Origin of the sequence: Leptospira hartskeerlii (assembly GCF_002811475.1) — a bacterium.
Lineage (GTDB): Bacteria > Spirochaetota > Leptospiria > Leptospirales > Leptospiraceae > Leptospira_B > Leptospira_B hartskeerlii.
The window spans coordinates 398,644-419,410 of the sequence record NZ_NPDL01000002.1; the positions used below are offsets into that span (position 1 = coordinate 398,644).

A 20,767-nucleotide genomic window follows, 5' to 3' on the forward strand; every position below is an offset into this window, starting at 1 on the left:
TTAAAATTCTATCTTCACTTTAGGGAGAAGTTTTCTTGCGGATTCTATCTGAGAGGGTTTTAGTCCTGTCTCTTTTAAGATGAGCAGTCTTAATTTAGGATGGCTTGCTAAAAATCCAAAATTTTTAGGGAACGCAGCGATCTTTCTGTTTCTGGCCAGATCCAAAACTTCTAATTTAGGAAATTGCATAACGGTATCTATATCGGATTCTTTGAATTCGATCTTGTTGGAATCCAGATAAATAGCCTCGATAGAAGTTCCGGTCAGTTCTGTAGGAATTCCAACAAAGTCGTTATTTCCTGCGAAAAAAAATCTGAGTCTAGAAAGTCTAGAAACGGAGGCAGGAAGTTTTTCTATATCGTTTCCGTATATATTCAGATGTTCTAAATTACTCCAATCTCCCGTATTTTCCGGAAGAGAAGTAAGCTCGTTCATTCTGAGATCCAACCATTTCAGATTTGGAAAAGTGAATAAAACAGGAGGAACTGTCCCAAGTTTGCCGAGTCCCAAATCTAATTTTTCTACTGAGTTTGGATTTTTAGAAGCCTCGTTTAAAATTTCGGAAGCAGGTCTTCTGCAATCCGAGATAATGAAAGCGGCGCAAAGGATTAAATAGGCTATACCGATTTTTTGGATGGTTCTCATTTGAATACTTCCTCTAAACCGGATTCATAAACCGATTTCAGTTCGTTTGAGGAGACGGAGATCCCATATCCTTCTATTTGGAGTTTAGGATCTGATTCTACAATTCCTACGGAATGGAAGTCCAAACCTTTAGAGGCAACGAGAGATTTGATACTTTCTTCTTTTCCTTTTTCGTAACCGATCAGAACGGAGCAGGCGCTTTCTCCGAAAAGTGTATGATCTTTTCTGGATTGTTTGATCGTGCTTAAGTCCGCTTTGATCCCAAGCCCGGAAAGCATTACGATTTTCGCAAGTGCTACTCCGATCCCTCCCAAGGAAAGATCTTTAGCAAAGGACAAGTTTCCGTTCTTTCTCAAAGAGACTAATGCTTCTAATAGCGCTTTTTCATCTGCAAGTTCGAATTTAGGTATCTGTCCTTGCACTTTGCCTAAGAAAACCTTTTGGTATTCACTTCCGCCTAAGCTTGGGTTGAATTTCCCGATTAGCGCTAAGGAAAGTCCCGATTTTTTAGGAGCACCCCAGACCACTTCTTCCTGTTTGTCCAAAATTCCCACCATTCCAATAGTAGGAGTAGGGAAGATCGGGCCTTCCGGAGATTCATTGTAGAAGGAAACGTTTCCTCCGGTTACGGGGAGTCCTAAAAATCTACAGGCGTCTCCCATTCCTCGGACACATTCAGAAAACATATAATAGTTTTCCGGAATATATGGATTTGCAAAGTTTAGGTTATTGGTCACGCCGAGTGGTTCTGCACCTGTAACCGCTACGTTTCTTGCGGCTTCACATACTGCGAATGCTGCTCCCCAATATGGATCCAAATAAGTGAATCTGGAATTACAATCCGTTGCGGTGGCCAATGCCATGTCTGTATCAGGGATTGCGGACAATCCTCCATCTGCACCCGGTCCGATCAGTTTTACTAGACCTACCTCGGTATCGTACTGCTCGATGATCGGTTTCCTGGACGATATATTCCAAGAATTTAATAGTTTAAGTAGTTTTTTTCCCGCTTCATTCTCCTGCAAATCGGGAGTTGAATCCGGACTCCAAGAAGAAACTTGATCCAAATACGCAGGACGTTTTGTTTCTCTAACATATCTAGGAGCACCGCCGCCCAGCACCAAAGTGTCAGCAGGGATCTTAGCCTTTAGATTTCCGTCTTTATAAACTTCTAATAATCCGGTGTCGGTCACTTCTCCGATCTGGACAGCATTTAGATTCCATTTTTTGAATATGGCGACTAACTCGTCCTCTTTTCCTTTTTCAGGGATTACCAACATTCTTTCTTGGCTTTCGGAGAGCATTGCTTCATAGGCATTCATTCCGGTTTCGCGGAAAGGAACGAGATCCAGATTGATCTTCATTCCGGATTTTCCTTTGGCACTCATCTCTGAAGTAGCGCAGGAAATTCCGGCAGCTCCCATATCTTGGATGCCGACTAAAAGTTTTTTCTGGATCGCTTCGAGTGACGCTTCCATCAGTAGTTTTTCCATAAAAGGATCGCCTACTTGGACAGCGGAACGTTTTGACTCTGATTCTTTAGTTAGATCTTTGGAAGCAAAGGATGCGCCGTGGATACCGTCTCTACCTGTGGTGGAGCCGACGATGAATACCGCGTTACCCACCTTTCCTCCGGTGGTTGCGCTTGCCATCTGGTCATGTCTGACAATTCCAACAGTCATCGCATTCACTAAAGGGTTCTTGGAAAAACATTCGTCTATGAACAGTTCTCCACCTGAGACCGCGATACCTAATGAGTTACCGTAATCTCCGATCCCTTTGACCGCTCTGGATAATAAGTATTTATTTCTAGGTTCGTCCGGGTTGCCGAATCTAAGAGAGTTTAAAGATACGATGGGTCTTGCTCCCATTGTAAAAATATCTCTCATGATCCCGCCCACTCCTGTGGCTGCACCTTGGTAAGGTTCCACTGCAGTAGGGTGATTATGACTTTCTATTTTGAAAACAACTGCCAGTCCTTGGCCAATGTCCATGGCTCCGGCATTCTCTTCTCCCGCTTGGGCCAAAAGTTTATCAGACTTTGTTGGAAGAGTTTTTAATTGAAGGATAGAATTTTTATAAGAGCAATGTTCCGACCACATTGCGGAGAAAATTCCGAGTTCTGTGGAGTTAGGGGTTCTGCCTAGGATTTCCTGGATTTTGCTAAATTCTTCTGAGGTAAGACCGTGTTCGAGAGCGTCTTGGAGGGAGACGGATTCTTTTTCCATTACGGGACCAGTTTTTCTGACTTGGCCCCCAATGAAAACTATTTTAGAGCGGAAATACCGCCCTTATGGTTCAGATATTGTAGTAGTTCCTACGGTAATACAAAAGAGGTCTTTTAGAGTCATCGGATACGGCAGATATGACTCTACCGATCACTATCGTATGATCTCCTCCATCCACTTGTTTTTCCAGTTCACATTCTATCCTGGCCAAGGTGCCGTTTAAGAAAGGCACTCCGTTATGCCCCAGATCGCAGGCTAGTTTTTGGATCAGTTCATGTTTGTCTATTTTGCCGGACGCAAATTGGTTGGAAAGTTCCTGTTGGTCTGAAGATAGAATATTCACTGTAAATAGACCGGAAGCAAGCAATGGATCGTGACTTGCTATGTTCTTTTGGAGATTAAAAAGTACCAGAGGTGGATCTAAAGAAAGTGAGCTGAAACTGCTAACGGTCAATCCTCCGGCTCTAGTGGTATCGGAAAAAGTCACCACAGTTACCCCGGATGCAAAATGAGAGAGTGAATTTTTGAATTCGTCCGCGCTGAAAGACATAGTAAGTAGATCCTTTTTTTTGATCCTATTTGTAAAGTGAATTGTCCTAAAAAATTTTTAGGACTTCTTAATATCCGCCCAAGGTCTTTCCTTTTCCAATTGTCCCGCTAGTCGGAAGAGTATATCTTCTCTTCCTCTTTTGGAAGTGAATAACATCCCGATCGGTAGACCAAGAGTCGTTTTAGAAAGAGGAACAGACATGGAAGGCTGCCCCGTAAGATTTGCTAACTGAGTGAACGGAGTTCTAGAAAGATTTTTTTCCACAAGCTGGTCCACCATACCGGTGGCCAAAAGTAATTTACCTGTTCCTATTCTTCCGATGATCTGCATTGCAATTTCTTCATATAGTTTAGGAGCAAGTTCTCCGATTTTAGCAGGAGGTTCTGCAGTGGTCGGGGTCAAATATAGATCATAATTTTCTAAAAAGGTTTCCGAGATATAAGCGGCTTCGTCCCAATACCGAATTGCAGATACAAATTCTCCCGCGGATATGGATCGTCCTAATAATCCTAAGATCCAAGTTGTGGATTCCACATCTCCCATCTTCGCTTTTCTACCCAAAACTTTGTCCAAACGAGAGATCTCGGAAGCGACTTCTCCGAAATACATGGTCACATACGCCTTTGCTATACGTTTTCCGTCCACCTGAGGAGAATTTTCTTCTAATTTATGGCCCAATGATTTTAAGAGTTTCACTGTGTCGTGTAACGCGTCTATGTGATCTTGGTTCACCGGTGTCCCGATCGGAGAAGCGAATGAATATGCTATCTTAAGTTTGCCCGGCGACTTCTTCGCCTCGGAAAGATAAGAAGTTTTATTTTTCTCCATAGAAAATGCTTCTTCTATCCCTGCACCTGAAACTATATCTAAAGCGGCTGCGCTGTCTCGAACGGATTTAGTAAGAACATGATCTTGAGAAGCACCTTGCCAAACTCTTCCGTAAGGACGAACTGGAACTCTTCCTCTACTAGGTTTTAATCCGAATAGTCCACAATAGGCAGCAGGGATCCGAATCGATCCTCCACCATCTGAACCTGTTGCAATAGAACTCATTCCGGATGCAACTGCAGCTCCCGCTCCACCGCTAGAACCGCCAGGAGTTCTTTCCGGGTCCCAAGGATTTCGAGTTGGTCCATGAAACTTTGGCTCAGTAATTCCCATTAAAGCAAATTCAGGAGTATTCGTAGTGCCTATAAAAAGAAATCCGGCATTCCTAAGCTTAGAAACAAATACACTGTCCTCGGATGGAATATAATTCTTGTAAGCCCTGGAACCTGAAGTGATGTTTTGTCCCTTCACATGATGTAATAGATCCTTAATGAGAAGTGGAACTCCGTAAAAAGGTCCCTTAGGTATCTTACCTGATCTCAACTCTTCCCTTGCTTTGTCGATCGTGTTCAAGACGACAGCGTTCAGTTCCGGATTGAATCTATCTATCTTAGATTCAGAAAAATCTAATAATTCCTTGGGCTGGATCTTCTTCTTTCTGATTAAATCAGCAAGACCGATAGTATCATAAGAATCGAATGGGAATTTTGTACTGCTCATATTCTTCCGCCAGAAGGGATTTAGGACTCGGTCGAAGTGGCAAATCCGAGGCAGAATCCTGGGAACCATTTACCGAATAAAACGCTCTAAGGGAGAGAGGCATAAGGCCTAGCCCACTAGGGTCAAGGATATTCCCCAGCCAAAGGGAATTTTCATTTATAGAATCGCAGCTAAAATCAGGATGGGTAAATATCGGTGATCGGAATAATGGATTTATTGGCAAAATACGGCAAACTTAGACGCGGAAGCTGGGCGGTGCTCGTTTTCGTATTCAGTTTGGCAATTGAAGCCGATACCGAGCTGGACAAGCAATTTTTATCCGCGGTTAAAGAAGGGGACCTTCGCAAGGTAGAATTACTTTTGACCCAAGGCGCCACAGTGGACGCTAAGGATGATGATGGTCGCACGGCTATCATGCTCGCAGAAGGTGAGGACGTAGTCGAGTTTCTCATCAAACACGGAGCAAATATTAACGCCCAAGATGTGGATGGGAATTCCGTATTATTCTATCGTTTACTTCCCATCTTAAAAGTAAAAATTCCGGATATGGACGATCTTGCCGAAGCAAAACGATTGATCGAGTCCGGCGCATTAGTAGAATACACCGCTCGAAAAGGTGAGGATCAAAAACCGGTTTCCCTTCTCAATATGGCGATCCGGAACCAAAGCCTAGTTTTAGTAAAATTTCTGATAGAGAACGGTGCTAACCCAAATCATGATCCGGGCGGGATCGAAGAATATCCACTCTTCTTAGCCGTGGGAGGCGCTTCTTCTCCTTCTAATTTGGCGATCGCAGAATATTTGTTAGCGAATGGTTCAAAAGCAGTGTTCACTAGCAGATTAAAAGATGTTCACACTCCTAATGGGACTCACCAAGTCGGTGCAAGAAACGCTTTTCATTATGCTACAGAGGCTAAACAAACTGACCTGAAAATTTTGGATGTTTTAGCTAAAGCTGGAACAAATCTAAATCATAGAGACGCAGAAGGAAAAACTCCTCTTATCGAAGCCATCCTGAGAAAAAATATTTCTGCAGCTCAAAAATTGATCCAACTCGGATCAGACCTTACACTTGCGGATAACCAAGGTAAGACGGCACTAGATCTGGCAAAAGAATATCATCTGGATGAAATAGAGCGGATTTTGGCCGAAAAACTTTCCTCCAAGACACAATAATTCAAAATCTTTTTAGTATACAGTTTTTAGAGTATACCGAAGTAACTTTTAGGTATACGATTCTTTTTTCTAAAAACCTCTAACAATTGTAAGGTTGTCATGTAGATTCGTCGTCATATCAACGTTATATAGGCGAAAATTTCTTTCATGATCGTTCCATGCGAAGACCCTCCTCTAGAAAATCCGGATACTAAAGCCAAAGAGAAAGCTTTAGGACAATTCTTCACGCCTTCTGCTTTAGTGAGTCCTATGTTGGAATGGGTTTCCGAAACCAAAGCCGCTTTAGAAGGAAAAAAACTAAAAGTTTTGGATCCGGGAATGGGAGAAGGAATTTTTTTCCAAGAATTCCAGGATCGTTTTCCAAAATTAGATAGTGAGTTTCATGGTTGGGAGATCGATCCAGTCCTACATGAAAAGTGTATACAAAACCTGGAGAGAGCCGGTATATCCAAAAATCGTTTTCATTTGGTGTTAGGGGACTTCCTACAAAACGAAAAGAAAGAAAACTACGACATCATACTATGCAATCCTCCGTATCTCCGCCTCAGCCATTCTAAACACGGGAAAAAATTGATCCGTCAATTCGCGGAGGACATTAAAGATGAGATTCCAGGTACTGCAAACTTATATGTCTTCTTTCTACTCCGTATACTAAGGATTTTAGGACCCGGAGGAAGGGCTTCCATACTTGTGCCTTACGAATTCTTGAACGCTGGATACGGAGTTCCGATAAAAAAAGCGATTATTCAATCCGGATATCTTCGTCGTATACTTATCTTAGATTCTTCCTGGTCTTTGTTCACTGGAGCTGTAACTTCTTCCTGTATACTATTCTTGGAGAATTCAAGAACGAACGAAGAAGGTTTTCTTTGGTCTAGGACTTCATCATTCATTAAAGGAGAAAGTATAGAGCTATCCGAAATGGTCTGGAGAAAAATCCGTCCCGATGCCGAGGCAAAGTGGACTAGATTATTGAGCGACGACTCGGAACCGATACAAAACATAAAAAATGATGATAAAAATTCACCTAACAATAATTATGTGACTATGTCCGAAGATATTAGTCAAGGATGGGTCCCTATTAAGGAATTCGGAAGTTTTAGAAGAGGAATCGCGACAGGGGACAACGGATATTTTCTTTTATCCGAAAAAGACGCTTCGAACTTATCCATTCCTCGAAACTATCTCAGGTCCTCAATTCCGAAAGCTCAGTACGCACTTTCTCCATTTTTTACCGGAGATGATTGGATCACTTTGAAGTCCCAAGGAGCCAAGGTATGGTTACTCGACGCAAAGGAAGTCCCGAACAATAATGAACAAGAAGGTATTAACAAATATCTGGAGGAAGGGATCAAACGAGGTGTGCCTAAACGTTTTCTTCCTTCCAAAAGAAAGCCTTGGCATTCTCAGGAAAACAGAGGGCCCTGCAGGATCTTAGCCACTTCATTTCATAGGGAAGAAGTTAGATTCGTGTTCAACCAAAGCCCTGCAGTTCATCTCACTTGTTTTCACGGATTTTCCGCGAAACCGGAGTATGCTCATTTCGAAGAATATTTATTTGCTTATCTGATCACTCCTCATGTTCGCAAAGAATTGGAATCTAGAACTAGGGAATACGCTCAAGGGCTACGAAAAGTAGAACCGGGAGATCTGAATTCTCTTCTTGTTCCCGATTTTAGAAAATTAAAAGAAGCGGAGAAGGAGAAGATCGGAAAATTACTCCATAATTATAGGAATATGATCCGTCCTTGGACTCCAGGTCGTAGACAGAAAGGGGAAAAAGGTATCAGAAACCCGGATGAAGAAGCGATACTTAAGAGTATCGAGACCGAATTCTTAACCGGGTTGTAAGAGTAACTACTTTAGATTTTTATAAAGTTTGTCTAAAAGCCGGACCAGGTCTTTCTTTTCCGGCTCGGTAAAACCTTTATAAAGACCAGCAAGCAATGATCTGGAGATCCCGAGCATAACAGGTCGGATCGAGTAGGCTTTGCGGGTAAGTTGCAGGTTGACCACTCTTTGGTCCTGAGTATCTCTGACCCGTTCCACATAACCAAGATCTTGCAGTTTATCCACAAGTGCTGTCAGAGTGGATTTATCCCTATCTATCATCCGAGCGATATCTTGCATCGGAACCCTTTTCGACATTGCAAGCGCGAATAGAATATCCGCATGAGTAGTGGTCAATTGGCCCAGACCCTTGTCTTTCAGTTCCGAATTCAAACGTCTATGGAATTCGTCCCTGATCCTAGAAATCAGATAAATGATCGTACGAGGATTCATTTTGAATACCTGCCGATTAGGCGAATTGGTAAAGATAGATCACTTCGCCGATAGCAGCAGGTTTTGCAGCACCTTCTACTTCGAAGCTGAGCTTTAAGGTCATTCTTGCGGTCCCTCTCAGGTCCTTCAATTCCACCAATTCCGCTCTAAGTTTCAGCTTGGAACCCACCTTAACTGGATCTAAAAAGCGGAGCTTTTCCATTCCGTAGTTGATCCCCATTTTGATGTTTCGTAATTCTAAGATTTGGCTCAAAAGATAAGGAGCCATAGAAAGTGTAAGATAACCGTGAGCGATAGTAGTCCCGAAAGGGGATTCTTTAGCGGCTCTTGCAGGATCTGTATGGATCCATTGGTGGTCCAGAGTCGCGTTTGCGAATGTGTCGATCTGTGCCTGGGTGATTTCGTGAGCGTCGGATACGCCTAATTCTTTTCCTTCGTATGCTTGTAATTCTGCGAAGCTGGATAGTACGAGTTTAGCCATTTAATTTTGTCCCTGGTATCTATATGTCCAATACCCTATGGCCTTAAATAGTTTTGTCACCAACTTTTTGGGAAAAACCAGAACGACTGTTCTGTTGGAGATTCAATTTTTTTGGGATGCCGAGACACAGTATTTTAGGAAAACTTAAAGTTCTTTTCGGAGCGATAGAACACTCGTTCTGCTTTTTTGGTTTCTATTGAAAAACGTTCTCATTTCGGAAAAAGGTTAATTGTAAAATTCGAAAATGATAGAATTCGGTCTTCCGATCTCTTCCAAAGGCCCCTTTCGGGATTTTAGATTGACATAGGTGAGTATGGGAGTTTGATAGAAGTTAGATATGGGAAGTTCGCCGGACCACCTAGGCCCCCTGCTGATTCAATTCCTCTTGGGAGTAGGATTCTCCGCTCTCATACTCGGACTCGCATTCCTTCTAAACCCCAAAAAAAAATCCAAACCTCACGACACTTTTGAGTGCGGGGTACCGTATTACGGGGATGCAAAGGGATTGTTTAATATCAAGTTTTACTTAGTCGCAGTTCTGTTTATACTTTTCGATATAGAAGCGATCTTTCTTTTCCCGTACGCCGTGAATTTAAAATCATTCAAAGAGGCGGGACTTGGTAATTTTCTTCTGATAGAGATGTTTGTTTTTATTTTCACCCTCGTGGTTGGACTGTATTATATTCGGAAGAAGGGGGCCTTAGAATGGGATTAAATGAACAACTTGCTCAGCCCGGATCGTCTTACGGAGATTCTTTTCAGATCGCTACGGTTGATTCCGTCATCAATTGGGGAAGAAGCTACTCCTTATGGCCTTATCCTTTCGCGACTGCATGTTGCGGGATAGAATACATGAGTACTGCGTGTGCGGACTACGATATCGCCAGGTTCGGAGCAGAAAGACCTTCTTTCTCTCCTAGACAGGCGGATATGATCTTAGTTCTTGGGACTATCACTTACAAAATGGCTCCGGTGCTTCGCGAAATTTACGACCAATTGGCCGAGCCCAAGTTTGTGATCAGCTATGGGGCCTGCGCTTCTTCCGGTGGAATGTTCCATGCTTACTCTGTTCTGCAGGGAATCGATAGGATCCTTCCAGTCGATCTATATGTTCCGGGTTGTCCCCCTAGACCAGAAGCACTTTTGGACGCTGTAATCAAACTTCAGGAAAAAGTAAAAACCCAAGGGTTAGAAGCCAGAAGACAGGAAGTAATGGATAAGATCCGGGAAATGAACGAAAGAAACAAACCCCTGGTCGTCCAATGAAAGAAACAATCCAGAGTTTCCTAAAAGACAAATTTTCTTATTTTATTTCCAAGGAAGAAGAAATACTCACGAATCTTCCTACATTCTTCTTGAAACCGGAAGGAATTGTCCCTGTTCTTTCCACTTTAAAGACAGCTCCCGGGATTGAACTGAATTATCTAAACGATCTGACTGCAATAGATTGGCTGGGTAAAAAAACTCCCAGATTCGAAGTCTGTTACCTTCTCCGCTCCGGAAACAAATCTTCCACAAGAGTACAATTCCGCGTAGCATTGGAAGAAGGTGAAGAAGTTCCAAGTATTATTAACATCTTCAAAGGTGCCAATTGGCCGGAGAGAGAAGTTTACGATCTTTTCGGTATCCGTTTTACAGGCCATCCTAGAATGGATCGTCTTATCATGCCTGATAATTTCCAAGGTCATCCATTAAGAAAAGATTATCCTTTAGAAGGTTTCGGTCAGGACTATCTGGTAGAAGACCTTCTCACCATTCACTTAAAAGAAGATATGGAGGCTTAAGATGACAGCGATGTACGAAAAAACCGCGGAACATTTCAGCCTCAAACAGAAAAAGCTCCCGGAAGGACATCTACTTGTGAACTTGGGACCTTCTCACCCTTCTACTCATGGGATCTTGCAGAATGTGATCCAACTGGATGGGGAAAGAGTGGTGGATGCAGAATCTGTGATCGGCTATGTGCATCGCAGTTTCGAAAAATTAGGAGAACGTTATACTTATAATCAGTTCTTAGTTTGCACCGACAGGATGAATTACGTATCCACTCCTTTGAATAATATAGGATGGATCTTAGCTGTCGAAAAAATGCTCCAGATAGAAGTTCCGGATAAAGTAACTTACGTGCGTATGATCGTTTCCGAACTTTCTCGAGTAATGGACCATATTATCTGCAATGGTATTTTGGGAGTGGATCTTGGGGCATTCTCCGGGATGTTGCATTTATTCCATCATAGAGAGAATATCTATCAGGTCCTGGAAAAACTCACAGGCGCAAGACTTACCACTACATTCTGCAGAGTTGGCGGACTCGAAAAAGATATTTATCCTGAGTTTGAAAAAGATGTTAAGACGATCATCAAGGGTCTTCGTCCTGCGATAGAAGAGTTTCAGTCTTTATTAATAAATAATAGGATCTTTATGGATAGAACGGAAGGTATCGGAGGGATCTCGGCTGAGAACGCGATCTCTTACGGTTATTCCGGTCCTAATTTGAGAGCAGCAGGAGTTCCCTGGGACACTCGTAAGGACGATCCTTATATGTTCTATGATAAGGTCGACTTTGATATTCCTGTGGGAGAGGACGGTTCCGTTCTTCATAGGACTCTTGTTCGCATGGAAGAGATGAGACAATCTCTTCGTATCGTGGAGCAGCTCATCAATGGTCTTCCTACAGGTCCGCATCACGCAGATATTCCTCATATTTATCTTCCTGATAAGAGCAAGGTTTATAAGAATATGGAAGAGTTGATCTACCATTTCAAATTGATCATGCACGGGATTAAAGTCCCTAAAGGAGAATATTATATGGCGACCGAAGCTGCTAACGGTGAACTCGGATTTTATATCGTTTCCGAAGGGGAGAAGTCTCCTTGGAGAGTGCATGTTCGTAGGCCATGTTTCTGGTTTTATCAGTCTTTTCCTGAATTAGTAAAAGGTTCACTTCTTGCGGATACGGTCGCTACGATGAGTTCTATGAATGTGATCGCAGGGGAGCTGGACTGCTGATGAGTTATCAATTTTCTTCCCAATCGGTTGCCAGACTGGACAAACTATTGGAGATGTTCCCGGATAAAAGAAGTGTGATCCTCCCTGGGTTGTACCTCCTACAAAAAGAACAAGGGTTTGTAGATAGAGAAGGAATGGAAGCGCTTGCGGAGAAGATAGGTTCTCCTATTTCTCTTGCTCAAGTATATGGTGTTGCTACCTTTTATACCTTATACAACAAAAAGCCTGTAGGAAAGTATCATATCCAGATTTGTGGGACTTCTTCTTGTTATATGAGAGGAAATGATAAACTCGAAAAGCATATCTGCTCTAATCTCGGAATAGAATTGGGAGAAACTACTCCCGATAAGAAATTCACTTTGGAAGAAGTGGAATGTCTGGGTGCATGTGGATACGCTCCAATGGTCCAGATCAACGATGCATATTATGAAAATCTAACGTTCGAAAAAATGGATGAGATCCTGAAGGATTTGACCTAAGGGGAAACGTTATGGCAGAAATGAAAATCCTAACTAAATTTATAGACGATCCCCGTTCGAACGAATTGGAATTTTACGAATCGGTCCACGGTTACGACGGGATGAAAAAGGCGCTGTCAATCGCGCCGGAAGAAATTATAGAGATCGTTAAAAAATCAGGTTTGAGAGGAAGAGGGGGAGCCGGTTTCCCTACAGGACTCAAATGGTCCTTTATTCCTAAAGATATTCCAAAACCCAAATATTTGATCTGTAATGCGGACGAGGGAGAACCTGGAACATTCAAAGATCGTAAACTAATAGAGAACCTTCCCCACCAGATCATTGAGGGGATGGTAATTGGTGCAAAGGCGATCGGTGCAAACAAAGGATTTTTTTATATCCGTGGAGAATTTAACAAAGGGATCGATTCCATGCAGAAGGCAATCGATGAGGCCTATGCAAAAGGATATCTTGGTAAGAATATCTTAGGTAGCGGATTCGATTTTGATCTGGTACTGTATGCTGGAGCAGGTGCTTATATCTGCGGAGAAGAAACTGCACTCATCAATTCTTTGGAAGGTCGTAGGGGTCATCCAAGATTAAAACCTCCATTTCCTGCGGTTTCCGGTTTATATCGTTGTCCTACTGTGGTTAATAACGTGGAAACTTTTTCCACTGTTCCTCATATTTTGGACAAGGGTGCTGACTGGTATTCTAAGATCGGGACTGAAAAATCTCCAGGAACACGTTTATTCTCCGTTTCCGGTCATGTGAAAAGGCCTGGAGTTTATGAGATAGAATTAGGAACTCCTTTATTAGAATTAGTGAATGATCTTTGCGGTGGAATGCTGGACGACGTCCCGTTAAAAGCGGTGATCCCAGGCGGTTCTTCCGTTCCGATCCTTACCGCAGAAGAGTGTAAAACTGCAAATATGGATTTCGAATCCATGGCGGCTCATAAGACGATGCTTGGTTCCGGAGCGGTGATCGTGATCGGCGAGGGCACTGATCTTGTGGAAACCACGTATCGATTTGCAAGATTCTACGCGCATGAATCCTGCGGACAATGTACTCCTTGCAGAGAAGGTACTCATTGGGTAAGGGACCTGCTACATAAGATCAGAGAAGGAGAAGGAACGAGTGCGGACTTGGATCTTATTCTTTCCTTAGCTAGAAATATGGAAGGTGGAACAACCATCTGTCCTCTTTCTGATGCCTGTGTAGGGGCGGTCAGACCGACTATCTTAAAATTCAAACATGAATTCGAAGCCAGATTAAAAGACAAAGCAGGCAAAGAAGAACAAATTCCTGCTCGGACTGGAGTCTGAACCATGGATTGGAATTTAGTTCTACTCTGGTTATTAAAAAGTGCGCTTTTTTTCTTAGTGTTCATTACTGCTTGTGCATATTATACATTAGCAGAACGTAAAGTAGCCGGATTTATCCAGGACAGAAAAGGCCCGAACCGTGCGGGGCCTCTCGGTCTATTGCAACCTTTGGCGGACGGGATCAAGTTTTTAACCAAGGAAGAGATCTTTCCTCAGAATGTGAACAAGGTCATGTATTTGGTCGCTCCTGCGATCTCTATGACCTGTGCTATTATGGCCTGGGCTGTGGTTCCTCTGGGTGGAACGGTTATGTTACCTGAATGGCTTGCGAAAGAGATCGGTTCTCCATATTTAGATCTTCAAATTGCAAATCCTGATACGGGGATCTTGTTTTTATTTGCGATCTCCAGTCTTTCAGTTTATGGGATCATTTTAGCGGGTTGGTCCAGTAATAATAAATATTCTTTGATCGGCGGGATCCGCGCGACGGCTCAGATGATCAGTTACGAGTTGCCTCTTGGTCTTTCTGTGGCGTCTATCGTGATCTTGACCGGATCTTTAAAACTCACCGATATCAATGATGCTCAGATCGGCCTTTGGAATATTTTTAAACTTCCTGGCTTTATTGCGTTTTCCGTTTTCGTAGTCGCAATGTTTGCAGAAACAAATCGACTTCCTTTCGACTTGGCCGAAGCCGAATCCGAATTGGTAGTAGGGTTTCATACGGAATACGGAGCATTCAAATTCGCATTATTCTTCATCGCAGAATACATGAATATGATCACTATGAGTTGTGTGGTTACCATTTTATTCTTTGGTGGATATCATCTACCTTTCGGTTGGTTAAGCGGCTCTATCTGGCAAGCTTGGGCTGGACTCGGGTTTTTCGCCCTTAAGGTCCTATTTTTCGCATTTTTATTCATGTGGGTAAGATGGACCCTGCCTAGATTCAGATACGATCAGTTGATGACGATCGGCTGGAAAAAAATGATCCCTTGGGCTGTGGCAAATATTTTGATCGCAAGCGTTTACGTTGGTTTGGATGGTTTCTGGAAATGGTAGGGATATTCGATAATCCGGGGCTTCTGCTCTTTTTTATATTTAGCGGAGTATTGGTTGCCGGAGCCCTAGGAGTTGTTTTCCATCCGAATCCTATTAGCTCAGCTGTTTTACTTGTGCTTTCTTTTTTTGCGTTAGCCGGAATTTATGCGGTCATCGGTTCCGTTTTTGTGGCTACCATGCAAGTTTTAGTTTACGCGGGCGCTATCATGGTGCTTGTAGTTTTCGTTCTGATGCTTCTCTCCTTGCATGACGAAGGAATTGCAAAACTTTGGAATCATCCTCTCAAAAAAGTTTTGGTTCTTTCTGTGGTTGTATTACTTGCAATCGTGCTTATCCATTCCGTAAAGGAAGGTATTCCGAATACGGAAGCTTCTCCTAAAGGATATTCCGAGTCTGGTTCTTACGAGTATACATTATCCAAATCGGAAGAAGGAAAGGTCGGCGTGATTGCGGAAGGGAATACTGCTGCGGTGGGAAGTTCCATGTTTTTGGATTACCTTCTTCCTTTCGAAATCGTTTCCATATTACTTTTAGCCGCCGTACTCGGTGCGGTTATATTAGGAAAAAAGAATTTAGGTAAAAAAACAGAAGAAGGGGAGCCATGAATCCGGGAATTCTGAAACCAACTCTTGCAGGAATTCCAGTGGAATATCTGCTTATTCTTGCCTGTATTATTTTTTCCATCGGTGTCGCCGGTGTTTTATTTAGAAGAAGTGCGGTTGTCATCTTCATGAGTATAGAACTCATGCTGAATTCCGTAAATTTGGTATTCGTTGTTTTTTCAAAATCGCTTCATCAGGTGCAGGGAGAAGTGGTAGTTTTTTTTGTGATGGCAATCGCCGCCGTGGAAGCGGCGATCGGTTTGGCTTTAGTGGTCGCAATTCACAGAAAGAAAAAGACGAGTTTCGTAGACGAAATGAATTTAATGAAATGGTAATGCGATGAGTTGGGAAATCCTAATATCCGTTCTAGTTTTTTCTCCTCTTCTTGGATCCGTATTAAATACATTATTCGGAAGATATTGGAAGGGTTTTTCCGGTGCGATCGGGACCTTATTGTCTTTTGTTGCTTTTGCTGCGAGCGTATTCGCTTATCTGCAATTTCATCCTTTAGAAAGACAGGATGCTCAAATTGTAACTCTATTCAATTGGGTAGAAGTCGGGAATTTTAAAGCGGATCTTGCTTACCAAGTAGATCAACTTTCTCTTTTTATGGCTCTGATCATCACTGGGATCGGAAGTTTGATCCATTTATATTCGATCGGATATATGAAAGGAAACCCTGGGATCGGAAGATTTTTTTCCTATCTGAACTTATTCGTATTTTTCATGCTCCATTTGGTTTTAGCGGAAAACCTGGTAGTTCTATTCTTCGGTTGGGAAGGCGTGGGACTTTGTTCTTATCTTCTGATCGGTTTTGATACTCATAAAGAAAATGCAGCACAGGCAAGTATTAAGGCTTTCGTTACAAATAGGATCGCTGACTTAGCAATGATAGGTGGGATTGCTCTCACTTATTGGCTTTCTGGTTCTGTTTCTTTTATTGCAATTTCTGAATCTTTGCCTCAAGCAAAGTTTTTACTGAATGCACTTCCCTTTGTCGCGATTTGCTTCTTTATAGGCGCAATGGGTAAGTCTGCTCAGTTCCCATTCCATGTTTGGTTGCCGGACGCAATGGCTGGACCAACTCCGGTTTCCGCTTTGATCCACGCGGCAACAATGGTGACTGCTGGACTATTCCTGATCGCAAGATTGAATTTTATTTTTATCTTAGTTCCTAAAGTAGGTTTTTGGATCGTTTGTATCGGAACATTCACCGCGTTCTTCGCAGCGACCATCGGTGTTTATCAAAACGATATCAAAAAAGTTTTAGCTTATTCTACAGTTTCTCAGCTGGGTTATATGTTTGTCGCAATGGGAACAGGAGCATATGTAGCTGGACTCTTTCACTTATTGACTCATGCATTTTTCAAGGCGCTTCTTTTCTTGGGTTCCGGTTCCGTAATCCATGGCTTGTCCGATGAGCAGGATTTGAGAAGAATGGGGGGACTTAAAGATCAGATGAAGATCACTTGGTGGACCTTCCTCTTGGGAACCTTGGCCATTGTAGGAGCTCCACCATTTAGTGGATTTTTCTCTAAAGATTTGATCTTAGAAAAGGCATTCTATTTTCATCCGGTATTTTTCGGGATGGGAATCGCTACGGCTTTCTTAACTACATTCTATATGTTTCGCCTAACGTTCTTGGCATTTACCGGAAAATCAAGAGTCTCTTCTCATGTGCATCCTCATGAATCTCCTTGGACCATGACCGTACCTTTGGTGATCTTGGCATTGGGTGCCGCATTCTCCGGATATTTATTGGTTCCCGAATCTTTAGGTGGTGGAATTGATTTCTTAGAGAAATACTTCTCACCTGTTTTTGCGAAAGGATTACTGTATTATTCTCAGCAACAGGGGGCTTTGGAAGTCCATCATTTGAGCCATGAGTTGGAACTCCTACTAGCTGGATTTTCCTTAGGAGCGATTTTACTTGGGGTCGGGATTTACTGGTTCTTTTTCGGTAAAAAAGAGAAACTACCTTCAGATGAATCTTCATATACAGGTTGGAGAATTCTTCCTGCAAACAAATACTACATAGATGAAATTTTTAAAAACGTTTTGATCGGGCCGATTTCTGCTTTCTCTGAATTTTTATCTGAAGTGGTGGAGAAACGTTTGATAGATAAAGTTTTAACCGGAACTGGAAAGTTTTCCGGAGGAATCTCTTCATTCCTACGTAGGATCCAGACAGGAACAGTAGTAGATTACGCTTTTCTAATTGTCTTAGGGACTGTTTTGATTTTGTCCGTATTCTTATGGAGGGGAATCTAAGTGCCCCAGTACTATTTAAGCATTCTGTTATTTTTGCCCGTTTTAGGGATCCCTTTTTTATTCATCTCTAAAAATGAAAAATGGGTTCGCGTTTGGTCTTCGATCGTAACTCTCGGAGTTCTCGCGATGACGATTCCTCTCTTTTTGGAATTTCTAAAAGGGGACAGTGGTTTTCAATTTTCTCATCGTATCTGGAACTTTATAGAATTACAGTCAGGAGGACTGGACTATCATATTGCGATAGACGGGTTCTCTTTGCTGTTAGTCACGATGTCGGCTCTTCTATTCTTTCTTTCGGCTTTATCCGCTTTTTCTAATGTAAAGGAAAGGGTCAGAGAATTTTTTATACTTCTTCTTTTGGTAGAAACAGGAGTGATCGGAGTATTTCTTTCGGTCAACCTGATCCAATTTTACGTTTTCTGGGAATGGATGGTTCTACCTTTCACGTTGATGGTGGGAATTTGGGGAGAGAAGGGGAGAATTAAGGCTGCAATGAAGTATCTGGTATTCTCATTTACCGGATCCGTTTTCATGTTAGCGAGTATTTTGGTATTATATCATTACACTCACACATTCGATTTGGAAGAATTGGCAGTGGTCTCTTTGAATTCTATTCCTGCAAATATTAAGTTTTGGTTATTTGTCGGATTTAGTTTTGCATTTGCGATCAAGGTACCTTTATTTCCTTTTCACACTTGGATGCCTGATGTTCACGAAGAAGCGCCGACTGTCGGGTCCGTTGACTTGGCGGGTATTCTCTTAAAGATCGGACTATTCGCATATGTTAGAGTGGCGATCCCACTTTTCCCTCAGGTATTTTTAGAATATCGTAATCTACTTACCGCTCTTGCAGTTGCAGGAATTGTTTACGGGGCTCTCGTTGCGCTAACCCAGAAAAACAGCAAACGTCTGGTAGCTTTCTCTTCTCTTTCGCATATGGGATTCTGCATCTTGGGAATCTTGACTCTCACGGAAGAAGGAGTAGCAGGCGGAATGCTCCAAATGGTGAATCATGGATTCACCTCCGGGCTTTTGTTCTTTATATTAGGATTCTTGCATGAAAGAACTGGAACCAACGAATTGAAGGATTATTCCGGTCTTGCTAAATCCGCTCCATTTTTGGCAGTAACGATCGGCCTTGCTGCTTTTGCGAGTGCTGGGCTTCCCGGCACAAATGGATTTGTAGGAGAATTTTTAGTCCTAATCGGAACTTTCAAATATAGCCTTCTTTACGGATTTTTAGCGGGCACTGCAGTGATCTTTGCGGCTGGATATATGTTATACTTTGCTCGAAACTTGCTCTTTGGAGAACCGAATTCCTTATCTTCCGGTCTTTCTCCTTTAAATGTGCGAGAGAAGTTTATAGTCTCTATAGTTGCAGGAATTATAATATTAACCGGGATTTTTCCGAACATTCTACTGACTTATTTAAAACCTAGCGCGAGAGTCGTGTTGAATCTGACTTCTAAGCAGGCTCTACAAGAAAGAGCCTTTTTGGAACAAGAAGGTAATTTGAGAAACACCAAGAAGAAATTTATAAATTATAGGACCCTGGGTGCAGAGCCTCCTAGTTATGAGGATAGGATCAGTTCCGGAAGAGGAACGGGGATCCCCGGTAAAAAGACAGTGTCCCAAGAGGCGGAAGAATGAATTTAATTCCAAATTCCAACGATCTAATTTCTATTCTTCCTATCTTGGTTCTTTCAGGAGGAGGGATCTTATTACTCGGATTGCAATTCATTTTCCAAGGATTCGAATTTAGGATCGTCAGATTTACTTCCGGTCTGGTTTTGATCGCCGCATTCTTTTCTTTGTTTATTTCTCAGTCAAATCCAGGACTTGGATCTTATTTTTCAGGACATTATGAAATTTCCACCTTAGGTTTTTGGTTTGGGGCGTTGTATTTAGTCGCAGCATTCTGCACCGTTCTTGCTTCTCCAAGAGTATTAGAACAACATAATATGGAATTTCCTGAATTCTATCCTCTTCTTCTTTTCTCGGTGGTTGGAATGTTCCTGATGACTTCCGGAACAGATACGGTTACCATCTTCGTCGGATTAGAATTGATGTCGGTTTGCTTGTATGTTCTGGTAGGAATGGCAAGAAGTGACGTGTATTCTTTAGAAGCCAGCTTGAAGTATTTTCTTTTGGGAAGTTTTTCCACAGGATTTTTCTTATTCGGAATGGCGTTTTTGTTCGGTGGATCCGGAACAACCCATTTACAAGATTCTTTAAAACCTTTGCTTAGTTCGGGATTTGATTCCAATTTTACAAAGATCGGATTATTACTTTTATTAACCGGGATCTCATTCAAGATCGCGTTGTTCCCGTATCACTCTTGGACACCTGATGCTTACGAAGGTGCACTAACTCCTGTTACCGGATTTATGGCCACGGCATCTAAGTCCGCTTCCATGGGATTATTGCTTGTCGTTTTTTCAAAATTTCCTGCTCCAATTTCCGGTGGAGAATGGACCTGGATCATGGGAATTTTAGCACTCATGTCGATGACTTACGGAAACTTTGTGGCTTTAAAGCAAACAAGTTTAAAGAGAGTTTTGGCATATTCTTCCATTGCTCATGCCGGCTATGTGGTCGCAGGAATTTCTTTGGGCGGAAAAGAAGAAGCATTATTTTATCTGATCATTTATTCTTTCATGAGTTTGGGGGCATTTGCAGTCCTTTCTTTCTTAGAAGAAGGCAATCAGCACGTAACGTATGATTCCATCGCCGGACTCGCAAAATCCAGGCCTTGGACTAGCTTTGTATTATTCATCTTCTTCCTTTCCTTAGCTGGAATTCCTCCTTTGGGCGGATTCTGGGCAAAATTATTTTTATTCCAAAAGATCGCAGAAGGAACGGATTTGATCTCAAGATGGTTACTCATCGGAGGGATCGCAAACTCCGCATTAGCGTTATATTATTATGTAAAAGTGGGAATATTCGCCTACATGAGATCTGAAGAAGGAGAAATTTCTAAATTAGATTCTCCTAAAGCAAGTTACGGTGTCATATTCGTATCTGCAATTTCTTTGGCGGCAGTATTAGTGGGATGGTATTTTATCCAGCCTAAGGATCTGAATAATTTAAAGTTCGCAAGCAAGTCCGCAGAATTACAAAAGTAAG

General features: G+C 42.3%; 20 protein-coding genes. 14 read left to right on the plus strand and 6 right to left on the minus strand.

Going from position 1 to position 20,767, the window contains the following annotated elements:
• The 4 genes from CH352_RS04830 to CH352_RS04845 all read right to left on the minus strand — a co-directional run bounded on the left by CH352_RS04830 (position 1) and on the right by CH352_RS04845 (position 4,971).
• Positions 1 to 645, minus strand: a complete 645-nt coding sequence (locus CH352_RS04830) for a leucine-rich repeat domain-containing protein (RefSeq protein WP_100705416.1) — start codon at positions 643 to 645, stop codon at positions 1 to 3.
• Entirely contained in the window at positions 642 to 2,873 is a 2,232-nt protein-coding gene (gene purL, locus CH352_RS04835; protein WP_100705415.1) for a phosphoribosylformylglycinamidine synthase subunit PurL, read from the minus strand. Before purL ends, CH352_RS04830 begins: the two co-directional genes overlap by 4 nt.
• Positions 2,874 to 2,943: 70 nt before the next feature.
• On the minus strand, positions 2,944 to 3,423 hold the full coding sequence (locus CH352_RS04840; RefSeq protein ID WP_100705414.1) for a flavin reductase family protein: 480 nt from the start codon (positions 3,421 to 3,423) through the stop codon (positions 2,944 to 2,946).
• Between the two features lie 57 nt (positions 3,424 to 3,480).
• Entirely contained in the window at positions 3,481 to 4,971 is a 1,491-nt protein-coding gene (locus CH352_RS04845) for an amidase (RefSeq protein ID WP_100705413.1), read from the minus strand.
• A 207-nt stretch (positions 4,972 to 5,178) separates the two neighbouring features.
• Between CH352_RS04845 and CH352_RS04850 the strand changes: the two genes are divergently transcribed.
• Positions 5,179 to 6,147, plus strand: a complete 969-nt coding sequence (locus CH352_RS04850) for an ankyrin repeat domain-containing protein (RefSeq protein WP_100705412.1) — start codon at positions 5,179 to 5,181, stop codon at positions 6,145 to 6,147.
• Positions 6,148 to 6,294: 147 nt separating this feature from the next.
• On the plus strand, positions 6,295 to 7,998 hold the full coding sequence (locus tag CH352_RS04855) for an HsdM family class I SAM-dependent methyltransferase (protein ID WP_100705411.1): 1,704 nt from the start codon (positions 6,295 to 6,297) through the stop codon (positions 7,996 to 7,998).
• A 6-nt stretch (positions 7,999 to 8,004) separates the two neighbouring features.
• On the opposite strand, the gene CH352_RS04860 is transcribed toward CH352_RS04855, so the two are convergent.
• Both CH352_RS04860 and CH352_RS04865 read right to left on the minus strand, forming a co-directional pair.
• On the minus strand, positions 8,005 to 8,430 hold the full coding sequence (locus CH352_RS04860) for a MarR family winged helix-turn-helix transcriptional regulator (RefSeq protein ID WP_008594860.1): 426 nt from the start codon (positions 8,428 to 8,430) through the stop codon (positions 8,005 to 8,007).
• A gap of 16 nt (positions 8,431 to 8,446) precedes the next feature.
• Positions 8,447 to 8,911: a MaoC family dehydratase gene (locus tag CH352_RS04865; RefSeq protein ID WP_008594866.1), complete on the minus strand. Its 465-nt coding sequence runs from the start codon at positions 8,909 to 8,911 to the stop codon at positions 8,447 to 8,449.
• 337 nt (positions 8,912 to 9,248) lie between these two features.
• Between CH352_RS04865 and CH352_RS04870 the strand changes: the two genes are divergently transcribed.
• Genes CH352_RS04870 through CH352_RS04925 form a run of 12 tightly spaced genes read left to right on the plus strand, consistent with a single transcriptional unit; the run spans position 9,249 to position 20,766 of the window.
• Complete coding sequence (locus tag CH352_RS04870; RefSeq protein WP_036089115.1) at positions 9,249 to 9,626, plus strand: NADH-quinone oxidoreductase subunit A; 378 nt, start codon at positions 9,249 to 9,251, stop codon at positions 9,624 to 9,626.
• Positions 9,617 to 10,177 (plus strand): NADH-quinone oxidoreductase subunit B, encoded by a 561-nt coding sequence (locus CH352_RS04875; RefSeq protein WP_100705410.1) that lies wholly within the window; start codon positions 9,617 to 9,619, stop codon positions 10,175 to 10,177. Before CH352_RS04870 ends, CH352_RS04875 begins: the two co-directional genes overlap by 10 nt.
• A complete protein-coding gene (locus tag CH352_RS04880) occupies positions 10,174 to 10,695 on the plus strand; it encodes an NADH-quinone oxidoreductase subunit C (RefSeq protein ID WP_100705409.1) in 522 nt (173 codons plus the stop codon). Before CH352_RS04875 ends, CH352_RS04880 begins: the two co-directional genes overlap by 4 nt.
• Before the next feature lie 10 nt (positions 10,696 to 10,705).
• On the plus strand, positions 10,706 to 11,920 hold the full coding sequence (locus CH352_RS04885; protein ID WP_100705755.1) for an NADH-quinone oxidoreductase subunit D: 1,215 nt from the start codon (positions 10,706 to 10,708) through the stop codon (positions 11,918 to 11,920).
• Positions 11,920 to 12,399, plus strand: a complete 480-nt coding sequence (locus CH352_RS04890) for an NADH-quinone oxidoreductase subunit NuoE family protein (protein WP_100705408.1) — start codon at positions 11,920 to 11,922, stop codon at positions 12,397 to 12,399. Before CH352_RS04885 ends, CH352_RS04890 begins: the two co-directional genes overlap by 1 nt.
• An 11-nt stretch (positions 12,400 to 12,410) precedes the next feature.
• Positions 12,411 to 13,706 (plus strand): NADH-quinone oxidoreductase subunit NuoF, encoded by a 1,296-nt coding sequence (nuoF, locus tag CH352_RS04895; RefSeq protein WP_086448364.1) that lies wholly within the window; start codon positions 12,411 to 12,413, stop codon positions 13,704 to 13,706.
• A gap of 3 nt (positions 13,707 to 13,709) precedes the next feature.
• Positions 13,710 to 14,768 carry an NADH-quinone oxidoreductase subunit NuoH gene (gene nuoH / locus CH352_RS04900; protein ID WP_100705407.1) on the plus strand — a complete coding sequence of 353 codons (1,059 nt, stop codon included), beginning with the start codon at positions 13,710 to 13,712 and terminating at the stop codon, positions 14,766 to 14,768.
• Positions 14,762 to 15,373, plus strand: coding sequence for an NADH-quinone oxidoreductase subunit J family protein (locus CH352_RS04905; RefSeq protein WP_100705406.1), 612 nt, complete (start codon positions 14,762 to 14,764; stop codon positions 15,371 to 15,373). The genes nuoH and CH352_RS04905 overlap by 7 nt, the downstream gene beginning before the upstream one ends.
• Positions 15,370 to 15,705, plus strand: coding sequence for an NADH-quinone oxidoreductase subunit NuoK (gene nuoK, locus CH352_RS04910; RefSeq protein ID WP_020768973.1), 336 nt, complete (start codon positions 15,370 to 15,372; stop codon positions 15,703 to 15,705). Before CH352_RS04905 ends, nuoK begins: the two co-directional genes overlap by 4 nt.
• A gap of 4 nt (positions 15,706 to 15,709) precedes the next feature.
• Complete coding sequence (gene nuoL / locus CH352_RS04915) at positions 15,710 to 17,641, plus strand: NADH-quinone oxidoreductase subunit L (RefSeq protein WP_100705405.1); 1,932 nt, start codon at positions 15,710 to 15,712, stop codon at positions 17,639 to 17,641.
• Positions 17,642 to 19,291, plus strand: coding sequence for a complex I subunit 4 family protein (locus tag CH352_RS04920; protein WP_100705404.1), 1,650 nt, complete (start codon positions 17,642 to 17,644; stop codon positions 19,289 to 19,291).
• Positions 19,288 to 20,766 (plus strand): NADH-quinone oxidoreductase subunit N, encoded by a 1,479-nt coding sequence (locus CH352_RS04925; RefSeq protein WP_100705403.1) that lies wholly within the window; start codon positions 19,288 to 19,290, stop codon positions 20,764 to 20,766. The genes CH352_RS04920 and CH352_RS04925 overlap by 4 nt, the downstream gene beginning before the upstream one ends.
• Position 20,767: the final 1 nt, after the last annotated feature.